At 66.0% G+C, this 26,916-nt stretch carries 22 protein-coding genes and 2 tRNA genes; 16 read left to right on the plus strand and 8 right to left on the minus strand.

Annotation, left to right across the window (positions count from 1 at the left end; translation table 11 throughout):
• Position 1 precedes the first annotated feature (1 nt).
• Positions 2 to 505, minus strand: a complete 504-nt coding sequence (locus tag CG50_RS01575; protein ID WP_036634449.1) for a type III secretion system chaperone family protein — start codon at positions 503 to 505, stop codon at positions 2 to 4.
• 634 nt (positions 506 to 1,139) lie between these two features.
• Between CG50_RS01575 and CG50_RS01580 the strand changes: the two genes are divergently transcribed.
• The 4 genes from CG50_RS01580 (at position 1,140) to CG50_RS01595 (ending at position 5,717) form a co-directional block, all read left to right on the plus strand.
• Positions 1,140 to 2,246, plus strand: coding sequence for an ABC transporter ATP-binding protein (locus CG50_RS01580; protein ID WP_036634451.1), 1,107 nt, complete (start codon positions 1,140 to 1,142; stop codon positions 2,244 to 2,246).
• A gap of 44 nt (positions 2,247 to 2,290) precedes the next feature.
• Positions 2,291 to 3,364: an ABC transporter substrate-binding protein gene (locus tag CG50_RS01585; RefSeq protein WP_036634452.1), complete on the plus strand. Its 1,074-nt coding sequence runs from the start codon at positions 2,291 to 2,293 to the stop codon at positions 3,362 to 3,364.
• Positions 3,365 to 3,499: 135 nt separating this feature from the next.
• A complete protein-coding gene (locus tag CG50_RS01590) occupies positions 3,500 to 4,747 on the plus strand; it encodes an ABC transporter permease (protein WP_152559398.1) in 1,248 nt (415 codons plus the stop codon).
• Between the two features lie 10 nt (positions 4,748 to 4,757).
• A complete protein-coding gene (locus tag CG50_RS01595; RefSeq protein WP_036634455.1) occupies positions 4,758 to 5,717 on the plus strand; it encodes an ABC transporter permease in 960 nt (319 codons plus the stop codon).
• An 81-nt stretch (positions 5,718 to 5,798) separates the two neighbouring features.
• Here CG50_RS01595 and CG50_RS01600 read toward each other — a convergent pair whose 3' ends face one another.
• Positions 5,799 to 7,247 (minus strand): helix-turn-helix domain-containing protein, encoded by a 1,449-nt coding sequence (locus CG50_RS01600; protein ID WP_036634456.1) that lies wholly within the window; start codon positions 7,245 to 7,247, stop codon positions 5,799 to 5,801.
• Positions 7,248 to 7,384: 137 nt separating this feature from the next.
• On the opposite strand from CG50_RS01600, the gene aceB reads away from it, so the two are divergent.
• Positions 7,385 to 9,016: a malate synthase A gene (gene aceB, locus CG50_RS01605; RefSeq protein WP_081880236.1), complete on the plus strand. Its 1,632-nt coding sequence runs from the start codon at positions 7,385 to 7,387 to the stop codon at positions 9,014 to 9,016.
• A gap of 127 nt (positions 9,017 to 9,143) precedes the next feature.
• Entirely contained in the window at positions 9,144 to 10,754 is a 1,611-nt protein-coding gene (locus CG50_RS01610; protein ID WP_036634459.1) for an isocitrate lyase, read from the plus strand.
• A gap of 247 nt (positions 10,755 to 11,001) precedes the next feature.
• On the opposite strand, the gene rpoD is transcribed toward CG50_RS01610, so the two are convergent.
• Together rpoD and dnaG are read right to left on the minus strand one after the other, a co-directional pair.
• Entirely contained in the window at positions 11,002 to 13,005 is a 2,004-nt protein-coding gene (rpoD, locus tag CG50_RS01615; RefSeq protein ID WP_036634462.1) for an RNA polymerase sigma factor RpoD, read from the minus strand.
• 159 nt (positions 13,006 to 13,164) lie between these two features.
• Positions 13,165 to 15,174, minus strand: coding sequence for a DNA primase (gene dnaG, locus CG50_RS01620; RefSeq protein WP_036634464.1), 2,010 nt, complete (start codon positions 15,172 to 15,174; stop codon positions 13,165 to 13,167).
• A gap of 288 nt (positions 15,175 to 15,462) precedes the next feature.
• Between dnaG and CG50_RS01625 the strand changes: the two genes are divergently transcribed.
• Genes CG50_RS01625 through CG50_RS01635 form a run of 3 tightly spaced genes read left to right on the plus strand, consistent with a single transcriptional unit; the run spans position 15,463 to position 18,378 of the window.
• The gene (locus CG50_RS01625) at positions 15,463 to 17,196 is read left to right on the plus strand and encodes a TadE/TadG family type IV pilus assembly protein (protein ID WP_036634466.1); all 1,734 of its coding nucleotides are present in this window, start codon (positions 15,463 to 15,465) and stop codon (positions 17,194 to 17,196) included.
• An 8-nt stretch (positions 17,197 to 17,204) separates the two neighbouring features.
• Positions 17,205 to 17,744, plus strand: coding sequence for a TadE/TadG family type IV pilus assembly protein (locus CG50_RS01630; protein WP_036634468.1), 540 nt, complete (start codon positions 17,205 to 17,207; stop codon positions 17,742 to 17,744).
• A 13-nt stretch (positions 17,745 to 17,757) separates the two neighbouring features.
• On the plus strand, positions 17,758 to 18,378 hold the full coding sequence (locus tag CG50_RS01635) for a hypothetical protein (protein WP_036634469.1): 621 nt from the start codon (positions 17,758 to 17,760) through the stop codon (positions 18,376 to 18,378).
• Between the two features lie 57 nt (positions 18,379 to 18,435).
• On the opposite strand, the gene CG50_RS01640 is transcribed toward CG50_RS01635, so the two are convergent.
• Positions 18,436 to 19,734, minus strand: coding sequence for a homoserine dehydrogenase (locus tag CG50_RS01640; protein WP_036634470.1), 1,299 nt, complete (start codon positions 19,732 to 19,734; stop codon positions 18,436 to 18,438).
• Between the two features lie 97 nt (positions 19,735 to 19,831).
• Complete coding sequence (locus tag CG50_RS01645; protein ID WP_036634471.1) at positions 19,832 to 20,032, minus strand: hypothetical protein; 201 nt, start codon at positions 20,030 to 20,032, stop codon at positions 19,832 to 19,834.
• 115 nt (positions 20,033 to 20,147) lie between these two features.
• Here CG50_RS01645 and recJ point away from each other — a divergent pair, with 115 nt between their 5' ends.
• The 4 genes from recJ to CG50_RS01665 all read left to right on the plus strand — a co-directional run bounded on the left by recJ (position 20,148) and on the right by CG50_RS01665 (position 23,943).
• On the plus strand, positions 20,148 to 21,899 hold the full coding sequence (gene recJ / locus CG50_RS01650; RefSeq protein ID WP_036634474.1) for a single-stranded-DNA-specific exonuclease RecJ: 1,752 nt from the start codon (positions 20,148 to 20,150) through the stop codon (positions 21,897 to 21,899).
• 167 nt (positions 21,900 to 22,066) lie between these two features.
• Positions 22,067 to 22,141: transfer RNA gene (locus CG50_RS01655), tRNA-Glu, on the plus strand.
• A 92-nt stretch (positions 22,142 to 22,233) separates the two neighbouring features.
• Positions 22,234 to 22,308 (plus strand) — tRNA-Glu (locus CG50_RS01660).
• A 117-nt stretch (positions 22,309 to 22,425) separates the two neighbouring features.
• Positions 22,426 to 23,943 carry a VOC family protein gene (locus CG50_RS01665; RefSeq protein WP_036634476.1) on the plus strand — a complete coding sequence of 506 codons (1,518 nt, stop codon included), beginning with the start codon at positions 22,426 to 22,428 and terminating at the stop codon, positions 23,941 to 23,943.
• A 36-nt stretch (positions 23,944 to 23,979) separates the two neighbouring features.
• Here CG50_RS01665 and CG50_RS01670 read toward each other — a convergent pair whose 3' ends face one another.
• Positions 23,980 to 24,678, minus strand: a complete 699-nt coding sequence (locus CG50_RS01670) for a M48 family metallopeptidase (RefSeq protein ID WP_245615556.1) — start codon at positions 24,676 to 24,678, stop codon at positions 23,980 to 23,982.
• A gap of 315 nt (positions 24,679 to 24,993) precedes the next feature.
• Here CG50_RS01670 and CG50_RS01675 point away from each other — a divergent pair, with 315 nt between their 5' ends.
• Positions 24,994 to 25,251 carry a hypothetical protein gene (locus CG50_RS01675; protein ID WP_036634480.1) on the plus strand — a complete coding sequence of 86 codons (258 nt, stop codon included), beginning with the start codon at positions 24,994 to 24,996 and terminating at the stop codon, positions 25,249 to 25,251.
• Between the two features lie 9 nt (positions 25,252 to 25,260).
• On the opposite strand, the gene CG50_RS01680 is transcribed toward CG50_RS01675, so the two are convergent.
• On the minus strand, positions 25,261 to 25,509 hold the full coding sequence (locus tag CG50_RS01680) for a DUF167 domain-containing protein (protein WP_036634483.1): 249 nt from the start codon (positions 25,507 to 25,509) through the stop codon (positions 25,261 to 25,263).
• A gap of 108 nt (positions 25,510 to 25,617) precedes the next feature.
• Here CG50_RS01680 and CG50_RS01685 point away from each other — a divergent pair, with 108 nt between their 5' ends.
• A complete protein-coding gene (locus CG50_RS01685) occupies positions 25,618 to 26,223 on the plus strand; it encodes a nitroreductase family protein (RefSeq protein WP_051909366.1) in 606 nt (201 codons plus the stop codon).
• Complete coding sequence (locus tag CG50_RS01690; RefSeq protein WP_051909368.1) at positions 26,220 to 26,909, plus strand: EI24 domain-containing protein; 690 nt, start codon at positions 26,220 to 26,222, stop codon at positions 26,907 to 26,909. Before CG50_RS01685 ends, CG50_RS01690 begins: the two co-directional genes overlap by 4 nt.
• Positions 26,910 to 26,916 lie beyond the last annotated feature (7 nt).

Below are 26,916 nucleotides of genomic sequence, written 5' to 3' on the forward strand. Positions count from 1 at the left end.
ATTAGGCACGGCCATAGGCCTCTGCAATGGCGACCTTCATCGCCTGAGCCGGGGTTTCGCCCGCCCAGCACACCAGCTGCATCGCGGGATAGAAGCGCTCGGCCGCGACGACGGCGGCGCCGATCATACGGTCGACCTGCTCGGTCGAGGCGCATTGCCCGCCCGCCAGGCACAGCCCATTGCGCCACACCATCATCTTCTGATCCGGCCAGAGCGCGAAAGCCCCCATCCAGCACTGATCGTTGATGCGGTTGAGAAGGTCGTAGAACGCGCCATGCCGCTCGGCAGGGGCGTCGAGTTCGAAGGTCGAGATCAGGCGCAGGGTCTCGTCCTGTTCGGACCAGGCGAGCGTGATCGAATAGGTGCGCCACTGACCCTCGACCATCATCGCGATCTGATCGTCGGCCACGCGGTCGAAATCCCATTCGTGGGCCTGAGCGAGGTCCTCCACGACGTCGATCGGATGCAGATCGCCGACCTCGAGATAGTCTTCCGTCGCAGCCATCCGGCCCTCTCCCCGTTCTTCCGCCAGGCCCGCGACCGAGGCGCGTTTTCGGCGGTGTCCCACAAATACCGGCGTCTGGTTGCGCCGCTCATACCATATATCGTGAGACGAGGGGGGAAGGCTGTAAAGCCATTTGTCGTGGATAACTCAGGGGGCAGACACAATATACGGGGATAACCCATGGGAAGACCCGGGGATGGACAGGGGAGCAAATGGCGCCCCCCCGAAGTGGCCCGCCCCCCTCCGTCGCGCGCCGGTTTGACCCGCCGGGAGGCAGACAACTGCGGGAATCACCCTCTGCCACGCACGAATCCACTCCGAATCAGCAGGGACGACGGATGATTCGTCTGCGTATTTTTCGCCACAATCGACATTTCATCCCGCATTTTGGCATATACACGCACATTCCGGACAGCATTGTTCAAAATCTGCCGAAGAAATGATCGCCACCCCCGGAACCCCCTGTCGCTGTTGGGTCTTCGAAGGTCGCGACCGGGCGGTTTTCCGGTTTTCTTGCCGCCCCGACAGACGCCAACCCGCAGGAATGTTCATGAACAGTTGAATTCTTGTGTAAGGCCCGTCTAGTCTTCGGTTCACGGGAACAACTAATTACAAAATCCATGGGGAGCCCGCGTTGTCGACTATCCAGACCGGCGAACCTTTCGTCGTATTCGATCATGTCCAGAAGAGCTATGATGGCGAAAATCTGGTCGTGAAGGACCTCAACCTCTCCATCGGGAAAGGTGAATTTCTGACCATGCTCGGGCCGTCGGGCTCGGGCAAGACCACCTGCCTGATGATGCTCGCCGGTTTCGAGACCGCGACGCGCGGGCAGATTCTGCTGAACGGGGTGAACATCAACGAAATGCCGCCGCACAAGCGCGGCATCGGCATGGTGTTCCAGAACTACGCCCTGTTCCCGCACATGACGGTGGCGGAGAACCTCTCCTTCCCGCTGGAAGTGCGCGGCATGGACAAGGCCGAGCGCGAGGAGAAAGTCACCCGCGCCCTGGACATGGTGCAGATGGGCAAGTTCGCCGCGCGCCGTCCCGGCCAGATGTCGGGCGGTCAGTGTCAGCGTATCGCGCTGGCCCGGGCGCTGGTGTTCGATCCGGAACTGGTGCTGATGGACGAGCCGCTCGGCGCGCTCGACAAGCAGCTGCGCGAGCACATGCAATACGAGATCAAGGCGTTGCATGACCGTCTCGGCATCACCGTGGTCTACGTCACCCATGACCAGGGCGAAGCGCTGACCATGTCGGACCGCGTTGCCGTGTTCAACGACGGACGCATCCAGCAGCTGGCCCCGCCCGATGAGCTTTACGAGCGTCCGAAGAACAGCTTCGTCGCCCAGTTCATCGGCGAGAACAACAAGCTGCCGGGCACCGTCGAGGCGCTGGACGGCGATCACTGCACCGTTCGGCTGCAGACCGGCGAGCTGATCACCGCCACGCCCGTCAACATCCGTCACGTCGGGCAGGAGACTCTGGTCTCGATCCGTCCCGAACGCGTGGAACACAAGTCCGAGATGATCCCCGCAGGCGCCTACATGATCGACGCCGAAGTGATCGAGGTCATCTACATGGGCGACATCTTCCGCACCCGGATGCGGGTCGCCGGAACCGAAGATTTCGTGATGAAATCCCGCAACACGATGGGTCAGACCCGTCTTGCCGCGGGCCAGAAGCTGAAAATCGGCTGGCATCCGGCGGATGCCCGCGCCCTCGACCCGATCGAATGATCGGCACCAAATACCAACAAACAATGCAACCGGGAGTTGAACGAATGAAGAAACTGATCCTCACCACGGCGCTGACCTGCTGCATGGGCGCGGCCGCTCAGGCCGACGTGGTCGTGATGAGCTGGGGCGGCAGCTACGGCAAGGCGCAGACCGAAGCCTACGTGAAGCCCTTCGCCGAGAAGTTCGGCATCAAGACCACCATGATCGACGCCGACAACCCGGCCACCCCGATCAAGGCGCAGGTCGAGGCCGGCAACGTCTCGGTCGACATCGCCTCGCTCGAATACGCTGACGCGGTGCGGATGTGCGACGAAGGTCTGCTCGAGCCGATCGACGCCTCGAAGCTGGCTCCGGCGCCCGATGGCACCCCGGCAACCGAGGACTTCCTGCCCGGCGCTCTGACCGACTGCGGCGTCTCGACCGACATCTGGGCGAACGTCTACGCCTACGATTCGACCAAGTTCCCGGGCGAAAAGCCGACCACCATCGCCGATTTCTTCGACACCAAGAAGTTCCCCGGCAAGCGTGGCGTGAACAAGCGCCCGAAGGCGGTTCTGGAAATCGCGCTGATGGCTGACGGCGTTCCGGCCGCCGACGTGTACAAGGTTCTCGCCACGCCGGAAGGTCTCGACCGCGCGTTCAAGAAGCTCGACACGATCAAGAAGGACATCGTGTGGTGGGAAGCCGGTGCGCAGGCGCCGCAGCTGCTCGCCGATGGCGAAGTCGTCATGACCACCGCCTACAACGGCCGTATCTTCAACGCCGTCGCCGACGAGCACAAGCCCTTCGTCATCGTCTGGGACGGCCAGGTCTACGAGAACGAGATGTTCGCGATCCCGAAGGGTGCGCCGCACGCCGAGGACGCGATGAAGTTCCTGACCTACTCGACCTCGACCGAAGGTCTGCGTCGCTCGGCGCAGTGGATCTCCTACGGCCCGGCCCGCAAGTCGGCTCTGAAGGAAGACCTGCTGTTCCACGACGGCAAGACCGAGATGCTGCCGAACCTGCCGACCTATCCGGGCAACATGAAGAACGCCCTCGAAACCTCGATGGAGTTCTGGGTCGACCATCAGACCGAGCTGAGCGAGCGCTTCAACGCCTGGCTCGCGGCGAACTGAGACTGACGTCACGACCAGCCGGGGAAGGCTCTGCCTTCCCCGCAGCACCCGGGGCCTGACGGCCCCGGGCCTCCGGGGTCTTGACTGGAGCGCCCCCGCGCCCGCCCCCACCCCGACAGACCGATGGGATCAGGAATGACGGAAACTGCCTCGCTCACCACTTCGGACGGCAAGCCGCTCAAGGCCGCGCTCGCCGCTTCGCTCGCAACCCGCCGGAAGAAGGCGCTCCTGCTGGTGGCGCCGCTTCTCCTGTTCGTGTTGGTGACATTCATCGTGCCGATCGGACAGATGCTGTTCCAATCCGTGCACAACGACGGCTTCAGCTCGACCGCACCGACGCTGCAGGCCTGGTTCAAGGACCACCCCGAGGGCTCGGATATCGACGAAAGCGCCTATGCCGCGCTCGCCGCCGACCTCAAGCAGATGAAGGCCGACCGCACCGCCGGTGTCGCCGGCACCCGCATCAACTATGACATTTCCGGCACGCAGTCGCTGTTCACCTCGACCGCGCGCAAGGCCGACACGATGAAGCCGCCGTACAAGGACGCGATCCTCGCGACGAGCGACAAGTGGGGCGACCCCAACGTCTGGCGCGCGATGCGCGATGCGTCCTCGCCCTACACAATCGACTTCTTCCTGAACGCCGTCGACATGACCCGCGCCTCGGACGGCCATATCGTCGCCGTGCCCTCGGATCAGGCGGTCTACAAGAAGCTGTTCTGGCGCACCATCGTGATGTCTGCCGAGATCACCGTGCTGTGCCTGCTGCTCGGGTTCCCGATCGCCTTCCTGCTGGCGAACATCCCGATGCGTCACGCGATGCTGCTGATGATCCTGGTGCTGCTGCCGTTCTGGACCTCGCTTCTGGTGCGCACGACCTCGTGGATGGTGCTGCTGCAACAGCAAGGCGTGATCAACGACCTGCTGGTCTGGCTCGGCATCATCGACAACGGCCATCGTCTGGAAATGATGTACAACGAGACCGGCACGATCATCGCGATGACGCATATCCTGCTGCCCTTCACCATCCTGCCGCTCTATTCGGTGATGAAGACCATTCCGCCGAGCTATGTGCGCGCCGCGCGCTCGCTCGGGGCGACGTCCTGGACGGCGTTCCGCCGGGTCTATCTGCCGCAGACGCTGCCGGGGCTCGGCGCGGGCGGGCTGCTCGTGTTCATCCTGGCGATGGGCTACTACATCACCCCGGCCCTCGTCGGCGGCGCGGATGGGCAGATGATCTCGAACATGATCGCCTTCCACATGCAGAAGTCGCTGAACTGGTCGCTCGCGGCAGCGCTCTCGACCATCCTGCTGGTGATCGTCATGATCTTCTTCTGGATCTACGACCGCATCGTCGGCATCGACAAGATGAAGCTCGGCTGAGGAGGAAACCATGGCCCTACCCGTCTACGCCTCGCCGCTGGAACGCACCTGGCATTACAGCTATCTGACGATCTGCGCGCTGATCTTCCTGTTCCTGATGGCGCCGATCCTGATCGTCATCCCGCTCAGCTTCAACGCGCAGCCCTACTTCACCTTCACCACCGAGATGCTGCATTTCGACCCGAACGGCTACAGCCTGCGCTGGTACGATCAGCTCATCACCTTCGGGATGCAGCATCCCGAGGCGCCGCGCGACTGGTCGTTCTGGATGGACTTCTGGGAGAACGCGACCTGGATGCAGGTGGCGAAGAACTCGGTCATCATCGGTATCAGTGCCACGGTTCTGGCGACGGTTCTGGGCACCATCGCCGCGCTCGGCCTGACCCGGCCCGAGATGCCCTATCGCAAGCAGATCACCGCGGTGCTGATCTCGCCGATGATCGTGCCGATCATCATCTCGGCGACCGGCATGTTCTTCTTCTACTCCTGGGTGCGGCTGCCGATGCTGTCCTTCGATGGCGGGGTTCACATCGAATTCGCGCGTCTCGCCGGCAGCTACGCGGGCATCATCCTGGCCCATGCCGCGCTCGGTATCCCCTTCGTCATCATCACGGTGACGGCGACGCTGTCGGGCTTCGATCAGTCGCTGGTGCGCGCGGCCGCAAGCCTCGGCGCCAACCCGCGCACCGCGTTCTTCCGCGTGGTGATGCCGCTGATCATGCCGGGTGTGGTGTCGGGCGCGCTGTTCGCCTTCGTCACCTCCTTCGACGAAGTGGTCGCCGTGCTGTTCATCGCCGGCCACGATCAGCAGACCATCCCGCGGCAGATGTGGAACGGTATCCGCGAACAGATCAGCCCGGCGATCCTCGCCGTCGCAACGATCCTCGTGGCGGTGTCGATCCTGCTGCTGGCAACGGTCGAGCTGCTGCGCCGCCGCTCGGAGCGTCTGCGCGGCGTCACGCCGAGCTGATCCACAGCCCCCTCCGACAAGACGAAGGCCGCGCTTCCGGGCGCGGCCTTTCTCATTCCCCCCCTGCCCTCTCGCCGGGTCTCAGCTCCCGCCCTCCTCGCCATGCGGCGATTCGAAATGGAAGCTGGAGATGCCGCGCTCGCGTTCCGAAAACCGGAACGGGCGGTTGATCGGCGGATAGGCGCGCGACGCGCAGTTCTGCCGCTCGCACAGGTAGCAGTTCACCCCGACCGGCGTCGGGCGGATCTGCGTCAGGTCGAGCGACCGGGCATAGATCAGCCGCGGCGCATAGGCGATGTCGCAGCCGAGCCCGATGGCGAAGCGCGCCGCAGGTTCCGAATAGCTGCCGATATGGCGCGTCACCGTCCGTGCGATGGAGAAATACGCCGTCCCGTCCGGCATCCCGATCACCTGGGTCTGCACGCGGTCGGGCTGTTCGAAGCAGCTGTGCACGTTCCACAGCGGACAGGAGCCGCCGAATTTCGAGAAATGGAACCGCCCGGCACTGAACCGTTTCGACACGTTCCCCGCCCGGTCCATGCGCACGAAGAAGAACGGAATGCCGCGCGCTTCGGGCCGTTGCAGGGTGGTCAGCCGGTGCGCTACCTGCTCGTAACTGGTGCCGAAGCGCTGGCTGAGCAGCTCGACATCGTAATGCTCGGTCTCGGCGTTGCGCAGGAAGCGGCTGTAGGGCATCAGCAGCGCCGCGCCGAAGTAATTCGCCAGGCTCGCCCGTGCGAGCGGCACCGCCTCGGGCGAGAAGCGGGCGGCCTGAACCTCTTTCTCGATCAGCTCGCCATATTCCAGCCGGGCGAGCTGCACCGCGATCTGAAAGCGCCGGCCGGGCTGATCCAGACGCTCGGACAGGTTCAGATGCTTGCGATGCGGGTCCATCAGCCGAAGATGATCGGGCATCACCTCATGGGGCAGGATGCGGACGCGGAAGCCGTGCCGCTCGCGCAGCCGTTCGGACAGCACGATCTGCGGCTCGGTGCGGTCGATGGGCAGCTCCTCGGCCAGCGCCTCGGCGGCACGGTCGAGGCTGTCGATATGGTTGCTGCGCGCCTGAAGATAGCTGCGCACCTCGTCGACCGGACGGGCCGACTGCTCCAGCATCTCGACCTTCTCGCGATCCGACAGCGGGCTGTCCTCCGACGCGCGCGCCATGCTCCTGTAAAGATCGTGCAATCTGAGCAGCGCCCGCGCGAGGCCGGGCGAGGCATTCACCGCATCCTCGATCTCGCTGCGCGCCACGGTCTCGGCGAAAACCGGGTCTTTCAGCGCGGCCTCCACCTCTCCCTGAAGCTGCATGTCCTGCGCGCCGGCGATGTCGCGCGGCGCGAAATCGTAAACTTCCGACAGTCTTAACAACAGCTTGGCGCTGATCGGGCGCTGGTTCGCCTCGATCAGCGTCACGTAGCTTGGCGAGACCCCGAGGTCATGCGCCATCTGTGCCTGCGTGATCCCCAGCGTCCTGCGCAGCCGTTTCAGACGCGCGCCGATGATCAGCTTCTCCCCCCTCTCCGTCATGACAGACCTTACAACCTCCGTTGGCCCATGGTGACAAAAGTTACAGACTTACCCTTTCTTTACAAATACTTATTCACTCCTCCAGCCACATTACTAACATCACAGTATCGACCGAATCCAGCAGAAAGGCCCGAGCCATGAACCTTGCAACGCCTTCCCACATGATCCGCAACGCCGAGCGTCCCGTGGTTCTGCGCGACGTTCCGGGTCAGGCCCGCGTGCTGACGCCCGAGGCCCTCGACTTCATCGGCGCGCTTCAGGCGCGCTTCGGCCAGAAGCTGAACGCGCTGATGGTGGCCCGCGAGCGCCGTCAGGAACGTTTCGACGCCGGCAAGCTCCCCGATTACCTCGAGGAGACCACCGACATCCGCCGCGGCCTGTGGCAGGCCGCCCCGGTGCCGCCGGCGCTCATTGACCGCCGCGTCGAGATCACCGGCCCGGTCGAGCGCAAGATGATGATCAACGCGCTGAACTCTGGCGCGAAGGTGTTCATGGCGGATTTCGAGGATGCCTCGGCGCCGCGCTTCGACATCATGATCGCCGGGCAGGAGAACTGCATCGACTACACTCAGGGCACGCTCGCCTTCGACGATCCGAAGACCGGCAAGGCCTACCGGCTGAACGAGGAGACCGCGGTGATGATCGTGCGTCCGCGCGGTCTGCACATGGCCGAGGCGAACGTGATCTCGGGCGGTTACGCGGTCTCGGCGGCGCTGTTCGACTTCGGCCTGCACCTGTTCCACAACGGCCGGGCGCTGGCCGAGACCGGACGCGGCCCGTTCTACTACCTGCCGAAGATCGAGAGCCACCGCGAGGCCCGGTTCTGGAACGAGGTGTTCGTGTTCGCGCAGGAGGCCATCGGCCTGCCCGCCGGCACGATCAAGGCCACCGTGCTGATCGAGACCCTGCCCGCCGCCTTCGAGATGGACGAGATCGTCTGGGAGCTGCGCGATCATATCGCCGGGCTGAACTGCGGCCGCTGGGATTACATCTTCAGCTACATCAAGACGCTGCGCGCCCATGCCGGCCGCGTGCTGCCCGACCGCGCCCAGGTCACCATGGACCGCGCGTTCCTGGCGAGCTACGCGGCGCGTCTGGTCAAGGTCTGCCACCGGCGCGGCATCCACGCCATGGGCGGCATGTCGGCGGCGATCCCGGTCAAGGGCGACGATGCCGCCAATGCCGAAGCCTTCGCCAGGGTGCGTGCCGACAAGCTGCGCGAGGTGACGCTCGGCCATGACGGGACCTGGGTCGCCCATCCCGATCTGGTGCCGGTGGCGATGGAAGTGTTCGACGCCGAGATGCCGGGGCCGAACCAGATCCGCAAGCCGCGTCAGGAATGGCGGATCGAGCCCGAGATGCTCTTGCAGCCGCATCAGGGCACGATCACCGAGGTCGGTCTGGTCACCAACATCTCTGTCGCCATCGAATACCTTGCGGCGTGGCTGTCGGGGCGCGGCGCGGTGCCGATCCACAACCTGATGGAGGATGCCGCCACCGCCGAGATCAGCCGTGCCCAGCTGTGGCAGTGGATGAAGCACGGCGCGCCGATCCAGACCGACGCGGGCGAGCGCCGGCTGAACCCCGACTGGCTGGCCGAGCTGATCCAGGCGGAGATCGTGCGCATCCTCGGCCGGCTCGGTCCCGGCGGGTTCCACCGCGGGCACTACGCCTCGGCGGCGCGGATCGTGCAGGAAGCGGCCACCGCCGAGACCCTGCCCGCCTTCATCACCACCCCGGCCTATCAGGTGCTCAACGCGCTCGACTGAGCCGCCACGAAGACAAGCGAGGGGGCTCTGCCCCCTCACCCCCGGGATATTTGCGGAAAGCCGAAAGGGAGGCCGCCGCGCTCCGGGGGAAAACACGGGCAACACGCTTTCAGGAGGAGAGACCATCATGACCCATCGCAAGACCTATGCCGAACTCGAGGCCGAGACGCGGGCGCGCTACCCCTCGGGGCAGACGCCGGGCGGTGTCACCGTCGAGGATATCGTGCAGCTGAAGATCCAGAACACCTGGAACACGCATCTCGATATCGCGCGCGAGATGGCCGGGGTGATGCGCGCCGACATGGCCGCCTATGATGCGGACCCTACGCGCTTCACCCAGTCGCTCGGCTGCTGGTCGGGGTTCCATGCGCAGCAGATGATCAAGGCGGTGAAGCGGATGCGCGGCACGGCGCGGGGGACCTATGTCTACCTCTCGGGCTGGATGGTCGCCGGTCTGCGCAACACCTGGGGCCATCTGCCCGACCAGTCGATGCATGAGAAGACCGCCGTGGTCGAGCTGATCGAGGAGATCTATGTCTCGCTGCGTCAGGCCGACGAGGTGGCGCTGAACGATCTGTTCAAGACGCTGAAGGCCGCCACCACCGAGGCCGAGCGCGCCGCCGCCATCGCCGCCATCGACGGCTTCGAAACCCATGTCGTGCCGATCATCGCCGACATCGACGCGGGCTTCGGCAACGAGCACGCGACCTATCTTCTGGCGAAGGAGATGGTCAAGGCGGGGGCCTGCTGTCTGCAGATCGAGAACCAGGTCTCGGACGCCAAGCAGTGCGGTCATCAGGACGGCAAGGTCACCGTGCCGCGCGAGGACTTCATCGAGAAGCTGCGCGCCTGCCGTCTGGCCTTTGAGGAGCTGGGGGTGGATCAGGGCGTGATCGTGGCGCGCACCGACAGCCTTGGCGCCGGTCTGACGCAGAAGGTGCCGGTCAGCCAGCATCCGGGCGATCTGGCGTCGGAGTACATCAAGTGGCTGAAGACCGATCCGATCACCGCCGAGAACCCGATGCGTGAAGGCGAGCTGGCGCTGTATCAGGACGGTCAGTTCGTGAAGCCGGTGCGCCTGCCGAACGGCCTGTTCCCGTTCAAGGCCGGCACCGGCAGGGCGCGGGTGGTCGAGGACTGCATCGCCAACCTGACGCTCGGCGGCGCGGATCTGTTGTGGATCGAGACCGATACGCCGAACGTCGACGAGATCGCCGCGATGGTGTCGGAGATCCGTCAGGCGGTGCCGAACGCGAAGCTGACCTACAACAACTCGCCGAGCTTCAACTGGACGCTGAACCTGCGCAAGCAGGTCCGCAGCCAGTGGATCGCCGAAGGCAAGATCGCTGAAGGCGATTACCCCGAGGGCAACGAGCTGATGAAGGCCGATTTCGACGCGACCGAGCTGGGCCGCGAGGCGGATGCGCGGTTGCAGCGCTTCCAGCACGACATCTCGACCCGTGCGGGCGTGTTCCACAACCTGATCACGCTGCCGACCTTCCATCTGACCGCGAAGTCGATGGACGAGCTGAGCCGCGGCTACTTCGGCGAGGAGAAGATGCTGGCCTATGTCTCGACGGTGCAGCGTCAGGAGATCCGCCGCGGGGTCTCGGCGGTGAAGCATCAGCACGAGGTGGGCTCGGATCTGGGCGACACGTTCAAGGAGATGGTCGGCGGCGAGCGCGCGCTGAAGGCCGGCGGTCACGCCAACACGATGAACCAGTTCGCGGCCGAGTGAGGCCCCGAAGCGGACCGGCGGGGATCGGGTGACTCTGCCCCGCCGTCCGGAACGCCGCTCTCCGCGAGGGGGCGGCGTTTCGGTTTTCGGAGGTGGTGTTCGCGCAGAGGTCGCCGGGGGCTCTGCCCCCGCTGCGGCGAGCCGCAGCTCCCCCGGGATATTTTCGGAAAGATGAAAGGCAGGGCGTCGCGCAGGGTGGCACGCGCGGGCCCGGACAGGAAAACGCCCCCTTGCGGGGGCGTTTCGCTTACTGGTCGAGGAAGCTGCGCAGCTTGCGCGAGCGCGAGGGGTGCTTGAGCTTGCGCAGCGCCTTCGCCTCGATCTGGCGGATACGTTCACGGGTGACCGAGAACTGCTGACCGACTTCCTCCAGCGTGTGATCGGTGTTCATGCCGATGCCGAAGCGCATCCGCAGCACGCGTTCCTCGCGCGGGGTGAGCGAGGCGAGCACGCGGGTCGTGGTTTCCTTCAGGTTCTCCTGAATGGCGGAATCCAGCGGCAGGATCGCGTTCTTGTCCTCGATGAAATCGCCCAGCTGGCTGTCTTCCTCGTCGCCGATCGGCGTTTCGAGCGAGATCGGCTCCTTGGCGATCTTCATCACCTTGCGGACCTTCTCGAGCGGCATCTGCAGCTTCTCGGCCAGCTCTTCGGGCGTCGGCTCGCGGCCGATTTCGTGCAGCATCTGACGACCGGTGCGCACGAGCTTGTTGATCGTCTCGATCATGTGGACCGGGATGCGGATCGTGCGCGCCTGATCGGCGATCGAGCGGGTGATCGCCTGGCGGATCCACCAGGTCGCATAGGTCGAGAACTTGTAGCCGCGGCGATACTCGAACTTGTCCACCGCCTTCATCAGGCCGATGTTGCCTTCCTGAATGAGGTCAAGGAACTGCAACCCGCGGTTGGTGTATTTCTTGGCGATCGAGATCACCAGACGCAGGTTCGCCTCGACCATTTCCTTCTTGGCCTGACGGGCTTCCTTCTCGCCCTTCTGCACCTGGTTCACGATGCGGCGGAATTCCGAGATGTCGACGCCGACATACTGGCCGACCTGCGCCATCTCGGCGCGCAGCTCGTCGACCTTGTCGCCCGACTTCTCGAACAGCGTGGCCCAGGCCCGGCCGCCCTTGGCCTTCATCCGTTCGGCCCAGGTCGGGTCGAGCTCGTAGTTACGGTATTCCTCGATGAACTCGCGGCGCGCTACCTTGGCGGTGTCGGCAAGCTTCACCATCGCCGAGTCGATCGACATGATGCGCTTGTTGATGCCGTAAAGCTGATCGACCAGCGCCTCGATGCGGTTGTTGTGCAGGTGCAATTCGTTGACCAGCGCGACCATTTCCGAGCGCAGCTTCTGATAGGCGGCTTCCTCGGCGACCGAGAACGTGCCGTCCTCGTTCAGCGTCGCCGACATGCGCAGATCCTGCATCTCGGCGAGACGCGCGTAATCGCCCGCGATCGCCTCGAGGGTTTCGAGCACCTTCGGCTTCAGCGCCGTTTCCATCGCGGCGAGGGACATGTTCGACCCTTCGTCGTCCTCGTCCTCTTCCTCCGTGCGGATCGGATTGCCGTCGGCATCGAGTTCGGGTTCGGCGCGGCGCGGCGCGGCGGGACCGGCCGAAGCGGCCTCGCCGGTCTCGATGACCATCCCCTCGACCGGGCCTTCGAGATCGTCCTCGCCTTCGAGAGACCGCCCGAAGGTCGCCTCGAGGTCGATGACGTCGCGCAGAAGGATGTCCTCGTTCAGCAACTCGTCGCGCCAGATCGTGATCGCCTGGAAGGTCAGCGGGCTTTCGCACAGCCCGGCGATCATCGTGTTGCGGCCGGCCTCGATGCGCTTGGCGATGGCGATCTCGCCCTCGCGCGACAGAAGCTCGACCGAACCCATCTCGCGCAGATACATCCGCACCGGATCATCGGTGCGGTCGAGCGTCTCGTTGGTCGAAGACGCGACGGCAAGCGCATGCGAGCCGTTGCCCGAGCCGGTGGTGGCCACGGGGGTTTCGGGTTCCTCGGTCTCCTCGGCCTCGACGACATTGATGCCCATTTCCGAGAGCATCGACATCACGTCCTCGATCTGGTCGCCCGAGACCTGATCGGGCGGCATCACCGCGTTCAGCTGATCGTAGGTGATGAACCCGCGTTCCTTCGCCTCTGCGATCATGCGCTTGACCGCAGCCTTGCTCATGTCGAACGAGGTATCCTCGTCAACGTTGTTCTCGGGCTTGGTATCGTCGATGTCCTTGGCGGCCATGGGGGCTCCTGCAGGGGCTATTCGGGCAAACGGCGCGCCGCGGGGATTGCGGCGCGACGGAATCGAATCGTCACCGGGCGTTGTAGCGAATCGCTCCGGCGAATCACAGGGCCGAATCGGCCCTTTCCGGGAGTGAACCGGCCGGAAACCGGACCGTGCCTAATTGCGCCGCGTTCCGCGGCCGCCGCGACTGTAATCAATCGCATCGAAAAAGGCCCGGCTGCGTTCAAGCTCCTCCCTGTCGAGTTCGACGCCGTTTTGCGCCCGCACCGTGGCGCGGTCGGCGGCTTCCTGCGGTTTCAGTGCCTTTTCAAGGGCCTGCGTCGCCTGTGCAATGCGCCAGGTCACGCCCTCGTCGGCCAGTCCTTCGATCTCCTCGCGGGCCTCGGCGACCTCGCGCCGCCAGGCCCGCAACGCCAGCAGCTTGTCGAGATCCGAGGCCAGACACTGCGCGGCGAATTCCGCATCGTCGCGGATCCCCGTCGCCAGTGCAGATCGCACATGGGGCTGTTCGAACAGCCTTTCAAGGTCACCGTCCGCCTCGACCGACAGGCGTGCGGCGATTTCACCGGCCGGCAGCCCGACCAGCCGAAGCATCAGCCCCGACAGGCGTTCGTGCGACGGGTCGGTGAAGCGCAGGGTTTCGAGCGGCCCCTCGTAGCGCGCGATCAGCACCGGATGGGTAGCGAGGATCGCCAGAATCAGCGCCTCGCGCAGATGCTCGGTCACCCCGTCGTCCGGAGCCGCCACCAGAAGCGTCGCCCGCGTCGTCGGCAGGGGCAGCGCGGGCGGGGCCACGAAGCCGCGCCCGCGCCCGCTGCGTTTCCCGGTGAACGGCACGAAGCCGCCCGCCCCGCCCTCGCTGCGGGGGGCGGGGGTGCGGGTGAAACCGAACAGCTCCTCGCGCAGGCGCTTCACCTCGGCGCCGTAATGGCTGCGGATCGAGGGGTCCTTGATCCGGGTGATCGCCGCGCGCAGCCGCTTGTCGAGGGCCGCGCGTCTTTCGGGACTGTCGAAAACCTGACCGTCGGTCTCGCGGTGCCACAGCAGATCGACCATCGGCCGCGCGGTGGCGAGAACCTTCTCCATCGCGCCACGCCCCTCGGCCTTGATCAGATCGTCCGGGTCCTGCCCGCCCGGCAGCAGCGCGAATCGCAGCCCCTTGCCGGCCTCCAAAAGCGGCAGCGCGAGGTCGATCACCCGAAGCGCCGCCCGCATCCCCGCCGTATCGCCGTCGAGCGCGATCACCGGCTCGTCATGGATGCGCCACATCAGATGGAGCTGCTCTTCCGTCACCGCCGTGCCCAGAGGCGCCACCGCGCCGCCGAACCCCGCCTGAGCCAGCGCGATCACATCCATGTAGCCTTCGCACACCACCAGCCGTGCGCCCTTGCCGCAGGCCTCGCGCGCCGGGCCGTGGTTGTAGAGATTGCGGCCCTTGTCGAACAACGGCGTCTCGGGGCCGTTGAGGTATTTCGCCCGCGCGTTGGGATCGAGCGAGCGCCCGCCGAGACTGATCGCGCGCCCGCGCCCGTCGCGGATCGGGAAAATCACCCGGCCGCGGAACCGGTCATAGGGCGCGCCACCATCGTCAGGGCGCGCGCACAGCCCCGCCTCGACGATCAGATCGGGGGCGATCCCCTTTGAAACCAGGGCGTTATACAGCCCCTGCCGATGATCCGGCGCCCAACCGATCTCGAAACGCGAGACGGTCTCGGCACTCAGCCCGCGGCGCGCGATGTAGTCGCGCGCGATGGAGCCGCCCTGCATCGACAGCTGCATCCGGTAGAATTTCACCGCCTCGTCCATGACCGAGGCGAGTTCCGAACGCCGGTCGGCACGCTCGGCCGCGCGCGGGTCGCGCTCGGGCATCGGCAATCCGGCCTCGCGGGCGAGGATCTCCACCGCCTCCATGAAGCCGACATTCTCGGTTTCGCGCAGGAAGGTCAGCGCGTCGCCCTTGGCGTGGCAGCCGAAGCAGTAATAATAGCCCTTGCGGTCATCGACATGGAACGAGGCCGACTTTTCCTGATGGAACGGACATGGCGCCCACCAGTCGCCCTTGGCCTGGTTCGACTTGCGCATATCCCACACGACCTTGCGCCCGACCACCTGCGAGATCGAGACACGGTTGCGCAGTTCATCAAGGAATCCGGGTGGAAGACTCATGCCTTCACTATCGGGGCACGGGACGCCGAAGTCGAGAGGGGCACGCCGCCCGGACACGGGAACGCCCCCCTGCCTGCGACATATCGTACAAGAAAGGCCCCCGGGCCGGGCAAAACCCCGATCCGACTCGACAAAACAGCGAAAAATCAGTTACTCAAACTCCCGGTAAGCGTTAATAATGTTGCCCTGAAGGCTCTTGCAACGTCGTCGGGCCTCACTTCTGGAGCACTGGCGTGCTTTCGCCCGTTGCGACGTCCCGATGCGGGGTTCTCAGAGCGGAGTTATGTGATGCAGCAGAAATCCGGACGGAACCGTTCCGACTCGCGCAGCGTCGCGATCCGCACCGCCCTGAAGACGCGCCTTGCATCGGAAGACGGTGCGCTGCTGCCGCTCGCGCTGATGATGTTCGTGTTCATGATGTGCGTCACCGGCCTCGCCATCGACTTCGTGCGCGAAGAGGAAATGCGCACGAAGATCCAGAACACGCTCGACCGCGCAGTGCTGGCCGCGACCTCGCTGTCGCAGGACCTCGATCCGGTCGAGGTGGTTTCGGACTACCTCAACAAGGCAGGGCTCGGGGCTGTGGCGGTCAACACGGTCGTGCAACAGGGCACGAATATGGAATGGCGTCAGGTCACCGCGACGACGGACGATTCGATCAACACGATGTTCGGCAAGCTGGTCGGGATCAACACCCTCGGGGTTTCGGGCAACAGCCAGGCCCGCGAGGAAATCGGCAATGTCGAAATTTCGCTCGTGCTCGACATCTCCGGCTCGATGAACGACACGGTGACAGTGAACGGCAAAAGCACCACCCGCATCGCGGCGCTGCGCTCGGCCGCGACGACCTTCGTGGGCAAGATGTTCGACTCCGTTCAGGGGCCCGATGTGCCCGCAGGACGGTTGTCGATCTCGGTGGTGCCCTACAATCAGCAGGTGTCGCTTGGCAGCACGACGGCAGCGGGCTTCACCCTGTCGAGCGATCACGCCCAGAACACCTGCGCCGATGTCGAGATGCTGAGCACCAGTTCCCTCGCCATCTCGCCGTCCACCACCTTGCAGCGCACGATGTATGGCGACAGCTTCAACTACTCCGGCCAGCTGGCACTGACCGGCTCCTCCTGGTCGCTCCCGCAAACCACCAACGTGAAAAACTGCCCTGAATACAGCTATGCCTCGGTGCTGGCCTGGGCCAATGACGAGACCAAGATCAACAGCAAGATCAACGGGCTGTCGGCAGCGGGCGACACCGGGATCGACATCGGGGCCCGCTGGGGGCTGGCCCTGCTCGATCCTTCGACGCAGCCGGCACTGACCACGCTGATCAACAGGGGCAGCGTCGATACCGCTCTGGCGGGGCGGCCGTTCAACTATGCCAGCACGTCCTCGACGCAGGACGACAGCGCGATGAAGGTGATGGTGCTGATGACCGACGGCCAGAACACCCGCAGCTATTCGACAAAGGCCGCCTATCGCACCGGGAACTCCGGGTTCTACTCGACCAAATCGGCCACGACGTTCTCGACGTCGACCTACGCGAGCTGGGGCTCCACGTCGGACTGGGCGTCGCTCTATTATTACGACTCCACCAGGAGGATGTATTACAGCATGAGCGGCAAATCCTGGTCGACATCGGTGTCGGGAACGCTTTACCCGATCACCTGGCAAACGATCTGGGGCAAGAACTACACGCTGCAATACGTGGCCCAGACGTTCCTGTATCCGCCGTGGCACTCGGTCGATACCTCGGTTACCAAGCAAAGCGCCTATGACACGATGGCGATCAAGTCCGAGTTCGACGGCAAGGACACTGCGCTCAACGATCTGTGCACGGTGGCCAAGGACAGTTCGCATGACATCTACATCTTCACGGTCGCCGTCGACGCCCCGAGCGATGGCGCAGCGATCCTGAAGAAATGCGCGACGAACGCAGGCTATGCTTACGATGTCGATTCGAACGATCTTTCGACGGCGTTCACCTCGATCGCCTCATCGATCAACGCGCTTCGACTGACGAACTGAGGCCGGAGATGCTCCTGAGACGACTTCGCCTTGCCGCCCGTGCCGAGGACGGGGCGGTCACCATCCCGACCGTCATCTGGCTGCCGATCTTCTTCCTGATCCTGTTCTTCGGGCTGGAGATGATGTTCATCTCGTTCCGGCAGGTGCTGCTCGATCATGCCGTTGACGTCACGACACGCGAACTGCGCCTCGGAACCGCGACGCTGGAAACGCATGACGAACTGAAGGCCGCGGTCTGCACTGCCATGCACTTCGTTCCGGATTGCGAGGCCAACATGGCGGTCGAGGTCTTCCCGGTCGATACCGATACCTGGTCTTTGACCAACACGAACGGCATCCTGTGCACCGATTCGACCTCGACCGAGGTTCTCACCCCCGAAATCAACCGCGGCGGCTCGAACCAGATGGTCGTGCTGCGCGCCTGTCTGAAGATGCCCCCGCTGACCACCATCGACCCGCTGTCGCGGGCGATGATGACCGACGCCTCGGGACGGTTCGCGCTGACATCGGTCACCGTGTTCGTCAACGAGCCGCGGGCAACGAACTGAGGGGGGACCGGACATGACAGCCATCCTGAAACGCTTCCGGCTGCGCCGCGACCGGGCATGTAGCGATGCGTCAACCTCCGGCTCGGTCCCGGTCGAGGGCATGTTCGGCGGGCTGATGCTGATCATCTGGCTGCTGTTCTCGTTCGAGTTCTACGATGCGTTCCGGACCCGGGCGATCGTGAACTCGTCCTCTTACGTCGTTGCAGACCTGATTTCGCGTCAGGCCGGCGGCATCGGGCCGACCTTCGTCAACGGCGTGAAGACCATCTTCGACCAGATGACAAAAGCGCATTCGAGTTCCGCCACCTGGATGCGGGTGACGATCATCACCTGTTCGGCCACCGCGAATACCGACTCCTGCGACGGCACCACGAAGATGTTCAGCCTCGCTTCGTCCTACGCGACGGGCACGCACAGCCCGATGACACAGACCGTTCTGAACGGCCATTCGGCCAGCATCCCCGCCATGGCCGCAGGAGACACCGCGGTCATTGTGGAAACCTATTACGACTACTGGTCGCTGTTCAACGTGCTGAGCGACCGGCCGATGCAGGCGGGAACGCTGATGACCTTCTCGGAATTCGTGGTCACCCGGCCGCGCGGCGCGCGCACGGTGTGGAACACGAGCCTCTAGCGCCCCTCGCCCCGTTCTCGTTGAGAGCCCCCCGGGGGAGAGGCGAAGCCCGAAGGCTCAGACCTCTTCGATGCGCATCGCGACGGCATCGCCCATCACCACCCCGGTCGCGGCGAAGGCCGAAAGCGCGAAGTCCACAGCGTCTGGCGTGGTCTTGTGGGTGACGATCAGCACCGGCGCCGAATGATCGGCATGGCCATACTGACGCAACCGCGAGATCGAGATCCCCGCCTCGCCCAGAACCGTCGCCACCTTCGCCAAAGCGCCGGGTTTATCGAGCAATTCCAGACGGATATAATAGGCCACCGGGGCCGAAACCGCGGCCGGCTGGGCATAGGCCAGGCTTTCGGCCGGCTGCCCGAAGGTCGGGATGCGCAGCCCGCGCGCCAGATCGAGCACATCGCCCATCACCGCCGAGGCCGTCGGCCCCTCGCCCGCCCCCGCGCCGCGCAGCACCACCTGCCCGACCGCATCGCCTTCGAGCACCACCATGTTGGTGCCTCCCTCCAGCTGACCGAGCGGCGAGGCCGCCGGAACGAGGCACGGCATCATCCGCTGTTCGAGGCCGCGCCCGGTCATCTGCGCCACGCCGAGAAGCTTGATCCGGTAGCCCATGTCACCGGCACGACGGATATCGTCGATCGACACCCGGCCAATACCTTCAAGCACAACGTCATCGAAGCTCACCCGGGTGCCGAAAGCGATGGCAGCGAGGATCGCGAGCTTGTGCCCGGCGTCGATGCCGCCCACGTCGAGCGTCGGATCGGCCTCGAGATAGCCGAGGGCACGGGCCTCCTCGAACACGGTGTCATAGGGCAGACCGGCGCTTTCCATCCGGGTCAGGATGTAATTGCAGGTGCCGTTCATCACGCCCATCACGCGGCGGATGCGGTTGCCCGCGAGGCCCTCTGTCAGGGTCTTGATGACCGGGATCCCACCGGCCACCGCGGCCTCGAAGCGAATGACCCGGCCAAGCGATTCGGCCATCTCGGCCAGTGTCTGACCGTGATGGGCAAGCAGCGCCTTGTTCGCGGTCACCACGTCCTTGCCGGCACTCAGCGCGGCCTCTATGGCCGAACGCGCGGCGCCCTCGTGGCCACCGATCAGCTCGACCAGCACATCGACATCCTCGCGCACGGCAAGGGCCACCGGATCTGTCTCCCAGGCGTAGGCCGAAAGGTCCGCATCGCGGTTCTTGCTGCGGTCGCGGGCAGAGACTGCGGTGATGACCACCGGCCGGCCAGCGCGCACCGCCAGCAGATCGGCGTGAGCCTGGACGATCTTCACCACCCCGATGCCGACAGTCCCGAGCCCCGCGATACCAAGGCGCAGCGGCGAAACATCAGCAACAGACATGGGAAACCTCGTCATGATAGGGCGATCCCCGTCCTGTTAGCCCGGCAGAGCGTTTCATGCAACGCGCCTGTCGGCGGACCGGGGCAAAGCCGGGGGCTCAGGGCATTTCGGCGCGCAGCGCATCGGCCCGGGCGCGCAGCGCATCGCCGCGTGCGGTCAGATCCGGTGCGGGATCGGGTTCGGGCGCGCGGCCCGCCAGGATCGTCTGCGTGGGAACAAGGGCAGGATAGCCGTCAGACCCGCCCGAGCAGGCGGCAAGGGCGGCAAGGATCAGGGCCAGCGCGGTCGGACGGGTCATGTCGGGTTCCTGCGAAGATCGGTCTCGGGGCGCAGCATAGGCACCGCGCGCCCGACTGGCCAGAGGCCCCACACAGCGCGCTGGCACGGCCCGGGCCGATCGGCTAGGACAGGGCATGACCACCGCATTCCTGAACGTCGAACATTCGCTGACCGGGCGGCGCTGGATCGGCCCCTCGGCCGAGGCCGACCGTCTGGCCGAGGCCATGGCCCGCGACACCGCCCTGCCGCTGCCGCTCGCGCGCATACTCGTCGCGCGCGGGGTCGAACCCGCCGAGGCCGAGGGTTTCCTCGAACCGACGCTGCGCGCGCTTTTGCCCGATCCGCGCCGGCTGAAGGACATGGAGGCCGCGGCCGCGCGCTTCCTGCACGCGGTGAAGACGCATCAGCGCATCGCGGTCTTCGCCGATTACGATGTCGATGGCGGCTCTTCCGCGGCGCTGCTGATCGCCTGGCTGCGCGCGATGGGGCAACGCCCGACGCTCTATATCCCCGACCGGATCGACGAGGGCTACGGGCCGAACGTGCCGGCGATGCAGGCGCTTTCCCGCGATCACGACCTGATCGTCTGCGTCGATTGCGGCACCCTCAGCCACGAGCCGGTGGCGGCCGCGGCACCGACCGATGTGGTGATCCTCGATCACCATCTGGGGGCCGAGACGCTGCCCCCCGCGCTGGCCGTGGTAAACCCGAACCGGCTCGACGAAAGCGGAGATCTGGGGTTCCTGTGCGCCGCTTCGGTGGTGTTCCTGATGCTGGTCGAGGTGAACCGCCAGATGCGGGCCGAGGGCGCGCAAGGCCCCGATCTGATGGGGCTTCTCGACCTCGTGGCGCTGGCGACGGTGGCGGATGTGGCGCCCCTCGTCGGGGTGAACCGGGCGCTGGTGCGGCAGGGGCTGAAGATCATGGCGCGGCGCGAACGGCCGGGCCTCGTGGCGCTTTCGGATGTCGCGCGGCTCGATCAGGCGCCCTCGGCCTATCATCTGGGCTTCGTTCTGGGGCCGCGGGTGAACGCGGGCGGCCGGATCGGTGCGGCCGATCTCGGCGCGCGCCTTCTGTCGACCGACGACAAGGCCGAGGCCGAGGCACTGGCCGAACGCCTCGACCGGCTGAACACCGAGCGGCGCGAGATCGAGAACCGGGTCCGCGAACAGGCCCTCGCGCAGGCCGAGGAACGCGGCCTCGATGCGCCGCTGGTCTGGGCGGCGGGCGAAGGCTGGCACCCGGGCGTCGTCGGCATCGTCGCGGCCCGTCTGAAAGAGGCGACGAACCGCCCCGCCGTGGTGATCGGGCTGGAGAACGGCATCGGCAAGGGCTCGGCGCGCTCGATCGCGGGGGTGGACCTCGGCGCCTCGGTGCAGCGGGTGGCGGCGGAAGGGCTGCTGATGAAGGGCGGCGGGCACCGGATGGCCGCGGGCCTCACCGTCGCCGAGGACAAGATCGAGGCGGCGATGGCGCGGCTGTCGGAACTTCTGGCGAAACAGGGCGCGGGCGAGGCGGGCCCGGCCGATCTGCGCCTCGACGGCCTGCTGATGCCCGGCGCGGTGACGCCCGCGCTGATCGAGGACCTCGACCGCGCCGGCCCCTTCGGTCAGGGCGCCCCGGCGCCGCGCTTCGCCTTCGCCGGGATGGAAATCACCGGCCCGCGCCGGATCGGCGAAACGCATCTGCGGTTCAGCCTCGGCGACGGCATGGGGGGACGCATCGACGCCGTGGCCTTCGGCGCCTTCGACGGCCCGCTCGGCCCCGCGTTGACCGAGGGCGGCGCGACCCGGTTTCACCTTGCGGGACGGCTGGAAATCAACAGCTGGGGCGGGCGCAACCGGGTGCAACTGCGCCTCGAGGATGCAGCCCGCGCCGAAGGCTGATCGCGGCGTCCCCGGCACCTCCCCGAACAACCCCTTGCGCGGCCTTGTTTTTAAGGCGGCGCAAGAAAGTTCGCCGGAAAGTGAAAAACCCTCTTGCGAGTCACCCGAGCCTCACATAAACACCGCGTCACGCCGCGCCGGGCACGCCCCGGGACGGCCAGAAGGATGGCCCGTTCGTCTATCGGTTAGGACGCCAGGTTTTCAACCTGAAAAGAGGGGTTCGACTCCCCTACGGGCTACCACTTCTGATCCCGGAAGTTTTTCCGGGAACGTTGCACGAGACGGCTTTAACCTCCCCGCGCATCGTTCTACATAGCGGATGAAACCGCATAGTGGCCCGTTCGTCTATCGGTTAGGACGCCAGGTTCTCAACCTGAAAAGAGGGGTTCGATTCCCCTACGGGCTACCACTTCTTCCCAACTCCCAGATCTGCTGTTCACCGGCGCACAGGCAACGGCCTTCCGTTGCGCTTTCGCGCCCCTATCTTGCACGAGGGCCCGATCCGGACCCGCAGCAGGAGAGCGCCATGACCACCGGCATCCATCACCTCACCGCCATCACCCGCAACGTGCAGGCGAATGTCGATTTCTACGCGGGCTTTCTGGGCCTGCATCTGGTCAAGCGCACCGGCGGGTTCGAGGACGCGCTGCAACTCCATCTGTTCTACGGCGATGCGACGGGGGCGCCCGGCTCTCTCGTCACCTTCCTCGACTGGGAGGACGGCGCGCCCGGCCGTGTCGGCCACGGTCAGGTGCTGGAAATGTCCTTCGCCATCGCGACCGACAGCATCGGCGACTGGCTCGGCCGGGCGCTGAACGCGCATGTGCCCGTCGAGGGACCGGAGCGTGCCTTCGGCGCCCCGGTGCTGCGGCTGCGCGATCCGGACGGGATCATCGTCAAACTGACCGGGGTTCCGGGCGCGACGGCCACGCCCACCCGCCTTTCCGGGGCGACGCTGCTCAGCGCCGATCCGGAGGCGACGGCGGCCTTCGCCATCCGCCTCGGGTATCGCCGAGGACCCGAGGCCGAAGGTGCGATCCGGCTGATCTCGGACAGCGACACGCTCGACATCCGCAACGGCCGCGGCTTCGTCGAGGGGATCGCCGGCACCGGCACCTTCGATCACATCGCGCTGCGTGCCCCGGGCGACGCCGCGCTGCGGGCGCTGCGCGACGAACTGACCGGAACGCAGCCGGTGATGGTGCATGACCGGACGTATTTCCGTTCGCTCTACGCCCGCGATCCGGCGGGCGTGCTGTTCGAATACGCGACCGACGGCCCCGGCTTCGCGGTGGACGAGGCCCCCGAAAGCCTTGGCCAGACGCTCTTCGTGCCGGGCGACAGCTTCGTCCCGGCCGAGGAGATCCGGCTGATGCTGCCCCGCTTCGCCCTGCCGGGCGAACCGCGCCGGCCGCGCCGCGATCTGCCCTTCGTGCATCGCTTCCTCGACCCCGAGGAGACGGATGACGGGCAGGTGCTGCTGACGCTGCACGGCTCTGGCGGGTCGGAGGCGGATCTGTTCCCGCTCGGCCGGCAGATCGCGCCCGGGGCGACGCTTCTGGGCCTGCGCGGACGGGCGACCGAGGAAGGCAACCTGCGCTGGTATCGCCGCACGCTGACGGGCGGGCTGCCGACCGGCTTCGATCAGGACGACATCCGCTCCGAGGCCCGCGCCTTCGCGGCGTTTCTGGCGGATGCGCCGCGGGCCTATGGCCTCGATCCGGGCAAGATCACGCTGCTCGGCCATTCGAACGGGGCGAGCTTCGCCGCGGCGACACTGCTCCTCGATCCGCAGGCGGTGCGCCGGGCGATCCTGCTCCGTCCGATCGACGTGCTGGACACCCCGCCCGAGGCGGATCTGAGCGGCACCGAAGTGTTGATCGTATCAGGCACGCAAGACGTCTGGCGCGACCGCACGGCGCGTCTGGCGGACCAGCTCGGCACGCGCGGCGCCTCGGTGACGCATCGCGCCATCGCGGCCGGTCACACCCCGGTGCCCGAGGATGCGCGGATCGCCCGCGACTGGCTGGCAACCCTCGGCTGAGGTGGCTCAGCTCAGCCCCGCTCAGCTCAGCCCCGCTCAGCTCAGACCGGCGGGGGGCGTGCCCCTGGGCACGCCCTTTTCCTCCAGCGTCTCGACCGTGCGCTTGACCAGCTTCAGCCGCAGCCGGTTCGGCGGATGGGTGGCGAGGAAGGCCTCGCCCGGATCGGGCAATCGGGCGAAGAACTCGGCGCCACGGACCGGATCGAAGCCCGCATCCCAACTGATGATCGTGCCCAGATGATCGGCCTGAAGCTCGTAATCCTGCGAATAGCTGCGCTCGCCGACGTCGGCGCCGATGTCCTGCGCTTCGGCGATGCCATCGGCATCCGCCCCGGCAGCGGCGGCCAGAACCCCCATCACCAGCGCACCGGCCTGCGCATCGGCGGCCTTGGCCTGCAGATGGCCGAGGATGTGATGCGCGCCCTCGTGGCCCATGACGAAGGCCAGCTCGTCGGGGTTACGGGCCTCGGCGATCAGCGCAAGATTCAGAGCGATCACCGGCCGGCCCTCGCGGTCGACCATCTGGAACGCATTGGGAGAGCTGCCGCGCCGGTCATAGGCAACGATGCGGTAATCGCAGTTGCGATGCCCCTGCGTGCGCGCCTGACATTCGGCGCGGATGCGCGGCTCCATCGCCTGGGCGACGGCGACGAAATTCTCCGCGGCCTGTCGCGGCGGCAGGCGGGGCGGCACCGTCTGAAGCTGCACCTCGGGTGCGGCGGGACGCTCGGGCAACGGCGCCGCAGCGCCACGAGGCCCTGGTGCGGAACAGGCCGTCAGCGCCGTCAGGGCCACCGAAAAGGCCAACCTGCGGCATGCGGCCGAAACTCGGATCATGGGCCGGGGGCCTTTCGGGAGATGCCGGGCCGGCGCGAAGGCCGCGCCCCGCAAGGGAACAACCCCGCGAACATAGCGACAGGGACGGCACAGTCAAATCACGGCAGGTATCCCCGGGCGGCATTCCTGAAACATCTCCGTGAGCGCCTCCGCCCCGCCGCCTTGCCAGAAAACCCCTTTGCAACCGAAGGTTAACCGGCTAGCATGAGTCTCATGTTCACCATCGAGCACGAATTCGACGCAACGGTCATCACCCTCGTGGACGAGGGCGAGGATCCGCGCGACTACCTTCAGGAAGACATCACCATCCAGACCTTCGACGATTGCGTCGTTCTGGAACAGGTCGACGATCAGACCGACGAGATCAACCGCATCGTGTTCTCGCACGCGCAGTTGCGCGAGCTGGCGGCGGCGCTGAACCTGCCCGAAGGCGTCTATCGGCTGCAGACGAAACCGCAGGACAAGGACTGAACCTGTCCCCTATTCGACGCGGAACACCTTGTCGCGCGAGGTCTGCCCGCGCAGCAGAACCAGCCGCGATTTCGCGATACCGAGCGCCTTCGCCAGCAGCTTCGTCACCTCGGCATTGGCCTTGCCGTCCTCGGGCACGACGGTGACATAGACGCGCAGCCCCTCTTCGCCCGCGACGATGGCATTGCGCGAGGCCTTTGGCGTCACCCGAAGCGCGATTTCGGTGCCGGAAACGGCGAGGTGGGACAGATCCGTCATATCCCGAGCCTACCCGGACGCGAATGGCGCGACAACCCGCCGTCCGGCGCTTGCAATCGCCCGGTCAGGTGCCGATATCTGGCCGCGAACGATGGAAAGGACACAGGCATGGACATCGCCCCCGGAACCGTGAACCCGGCACAGCGCAACGAGGAGGCGCTGCGCTTCCTGCTGACCCGCCGCTCGCGTCCGCCGAAGACGCTGCACGCCCCCGTCCCCGACCGCGCCGGGCTGAACGAGATCCTCACCGCCGGGCTGCGCGTGCCCGATCACGGCAAGATCGAGCCCTGGCGTCTGGTGGTGTTCGAACGCGCCGCCCTCGACCGTCTGGCCCGCGAGGCCGATGTTTACGCAACCGCGCAGGGCATCGACCCCGGCACCGCCGCCAAGGGCGCATCGCAATTCGCGCAAAGCCCGCTGTGCATCGCGGTGATCGCCTCGCCCAAACCTTCGGAAAAGGCACCTGAGATCGAGCAGATGCTTTCGGCCGGCTGCGTTTGCCTGAGCCTCGTGAACGCCGCGCTTGCCGCCGGCTGGGGCGCGGCCTGGCTGACCGGCTGGGTCGCGCATGACCGGGGCTTCGCCGCCAAGGCCTTCGGCCTCGCGCCGGATGAATGGGTCGCCGGGCTGATCCACATCGGCACCCAGTCGGCCGAGCCGCCCGAGCGCCCGCGCCCCGATGTCGCCGCCCTCACCACATGGGTCGCCGAATGAACCTGACGCTTGCACTGCGCGCCTGGCAGGATCTGCTGCTGCCCGGCGCGTTCCGGATCGTGCTGAAAGGCGTGGCCTTCGCCATCGTCGCACTGACCGTGATGGCCTTCACGCTGGCCTGGGCGATCGGGCTGGTGGTGCCGGCCGACGTCTCCCTGCCCTGGATCGGCGAGACCGACGCCCTCCATGCGCTGGCCGGCTGGGCCGCCTTCGGGCTGGTGGTCTTCGCCTCGGTGTTCCTGATGGTGCCGGTGGCCTCGATCTTCACCGGCTTTTTCCTCGAGGACGTGGCAGAGCTGGTCGAGGGCGCGCATTACCCGACGCTGCCCAAGGTGGCGCCGCAACCACTGCTCGATTCGCTGGTGAAGACGCTGAAATTCTTCGGCGTGGTGATCGCGGCGAACCTGCTGGCGCTGCTGATCTACCCGTTCGTCATCCCCTTCGCGCCGCTGCTGTTTCTGGCGCTGAACGGCTATCTTCTGGGGCGCGAGTATTTCCAGATGGCGGCAGAGCGGCGTATGACCGAAGCGCAGGCCCGCGCGCTTTATCTGCGCAACCGGCCGGCGATCTGGACGATGGGCGTGCTGATGGCGCTGCCGCTCTCGGTGCCCTTCGTCAATCTGGTGGTGCCGGTGGTCGGCGCGGCGGCTTTCACCCACCTGTTCCACCGTCTCGCCCGGCACTGAGCCTCCC

The organism is Paenirhodobacter enshiensis (assembly GCF_000740785.1).
GTDB lineage: Bacteria > Pseudomonadota > Alphaproteobacteria > Rhodobacterales > Rhodobacteraceae > Rhodobacter > Rhodobacter enshiensis.

Bases quoted from the DNA above. Each gene is read 5' to 3' on its own strand.
- CG50_RS01575 (WP_036634449.1), bottom strand. From the start codon at position 505: ATGGCTGCGACGGAAGACTATCTCGAGGTCGGCGATCTGCATCCGATC.
- CG50_RS01585 (WP_036634452.1), top strand. From the start codon at position 2,291: ATGAAGAAACTGATCCTCACCACGGCGCTGACCTGCTGCATGGGCGCG.
- CG50_RS01590 (WP_152559398.1), top strand. From the start codon at position 3,500: ATGACGGAAACTGCCTCGCTCACCACTTCGGACGGCAAGCCGCTCAAG.
- CG50_RS01595 (WP_036634455.1), top strand. From the start codon at position 4,758: ATGGCCCTACCCGTCTACGCCTCGCCGCTGGAACGCACCTGGCATTAC.
- CG50_RS01600 (WP_036634456.1), bottom strand. From the start codon at position 7,247: ATGACGGAGAGGGGGGAGAAGCTGATCATCGGCGCGCGTCTGAAACGG.
- aceB (WP_081880236.1), top strand. From the start codon at position 7,385: ATGAACCTTGCAACGCCTTCCCACATGATCCGCAACGCCGAGCGTCCC.
- CG50_RS01610 (WP_036634459.1), top strand. From the start codon at position 9,144: ATGACCCATCGCAAGACCTATGCCGAACTCGAGGCCGAGACGCGGGCG.
- rpoD (WP_036634462.1), bottom strand. From the start codon at position 13,005: ATGGCCGCCAAGGACATCGACGATACCAAGCCCGAGAACAACGTTGAC.
- dnaG (WP_036634464.1), bottom strand. From the start codon at position 15,174: ATGAGTCTTCCACCCGGATTCCTTGATGAACTGCGCAACCGTGTCTCG.
- CG50_RS01625 (WP_036634466.1), top strand. From the start codon at position 15,463: ATGCAGCAGAAATCCGGACGGAACCGTTCCGACTCGCGCAGCGTCGCG.
- CG50_RS01630 (WP_036634468.1), top strand. From the start codon at position 17,205: ATGCTCCTGAGACGACTTCGCCTTGCCGCCCGTGCCGAGGACGGGGCG.
- CG50_RS01635 (WP_036634469.1), top strand. From the start codon at position 17,758: ATGACAGCCATCCTGAAACGCTTCCGGCTGCGCCGCGACCGGGCATGT.
- CG50_RS01640 (WP_036634470.1), bottom strand. From the start codon at position 19,734: ATGTCTGTTGCTGATGTTTCGCCGCTGCGCCTTGGTATCGCGGGGCTC.
- CG50_RS01645 (WP_036634471.1), bottom strand. From the start codon at position 20,032: ATGACCCGTCCGACCGCGCTGGCCCTGATCCTTGCCGCCCTTGCCGCC.
- recJ (WP_036634474.1), top strand. From the start codon at position 20,148: ATGACCACCGCATTCCTGAACGTCGAACATTCGCTGACCGGGCGGCGC.
- CG50_RS01665 (WP_036634476.1), top strand. From the start codon at position 22,426: ATGACCACCGGCATCCATCACCTCACCGCCATCACCCGCAACGTGCAG.
- CG50_RS01675 (WP_036634480.1), top strand. From the start codon at position 24,994: ATGTTCACCATCGAGCACGAATTCGACGCAACGGTCATCACCCTCGTG.
- CG50_RS01680 (WP_036634483.1), bottom strand. From the start codon at position 25,509: ATGACGGATCTGTCCCACCTCGCCGTTTCCGGCACCGAAATCGCGCTT.
- CG50_RS01685 (WP_051909366.1), top strand. From the start codon at position 25,618: ATGGACATCGCCCCCGGAACCGTGAACCCGGCACAGCGCAACGAGGAG.
- CG50_RS01690 (WP_051909368.1), top strand. From the start codon at position 26,220: ATGAACCTGACGCTTGCACTGCGCGCCTGGCAGGATCTGCTGCTGCCC.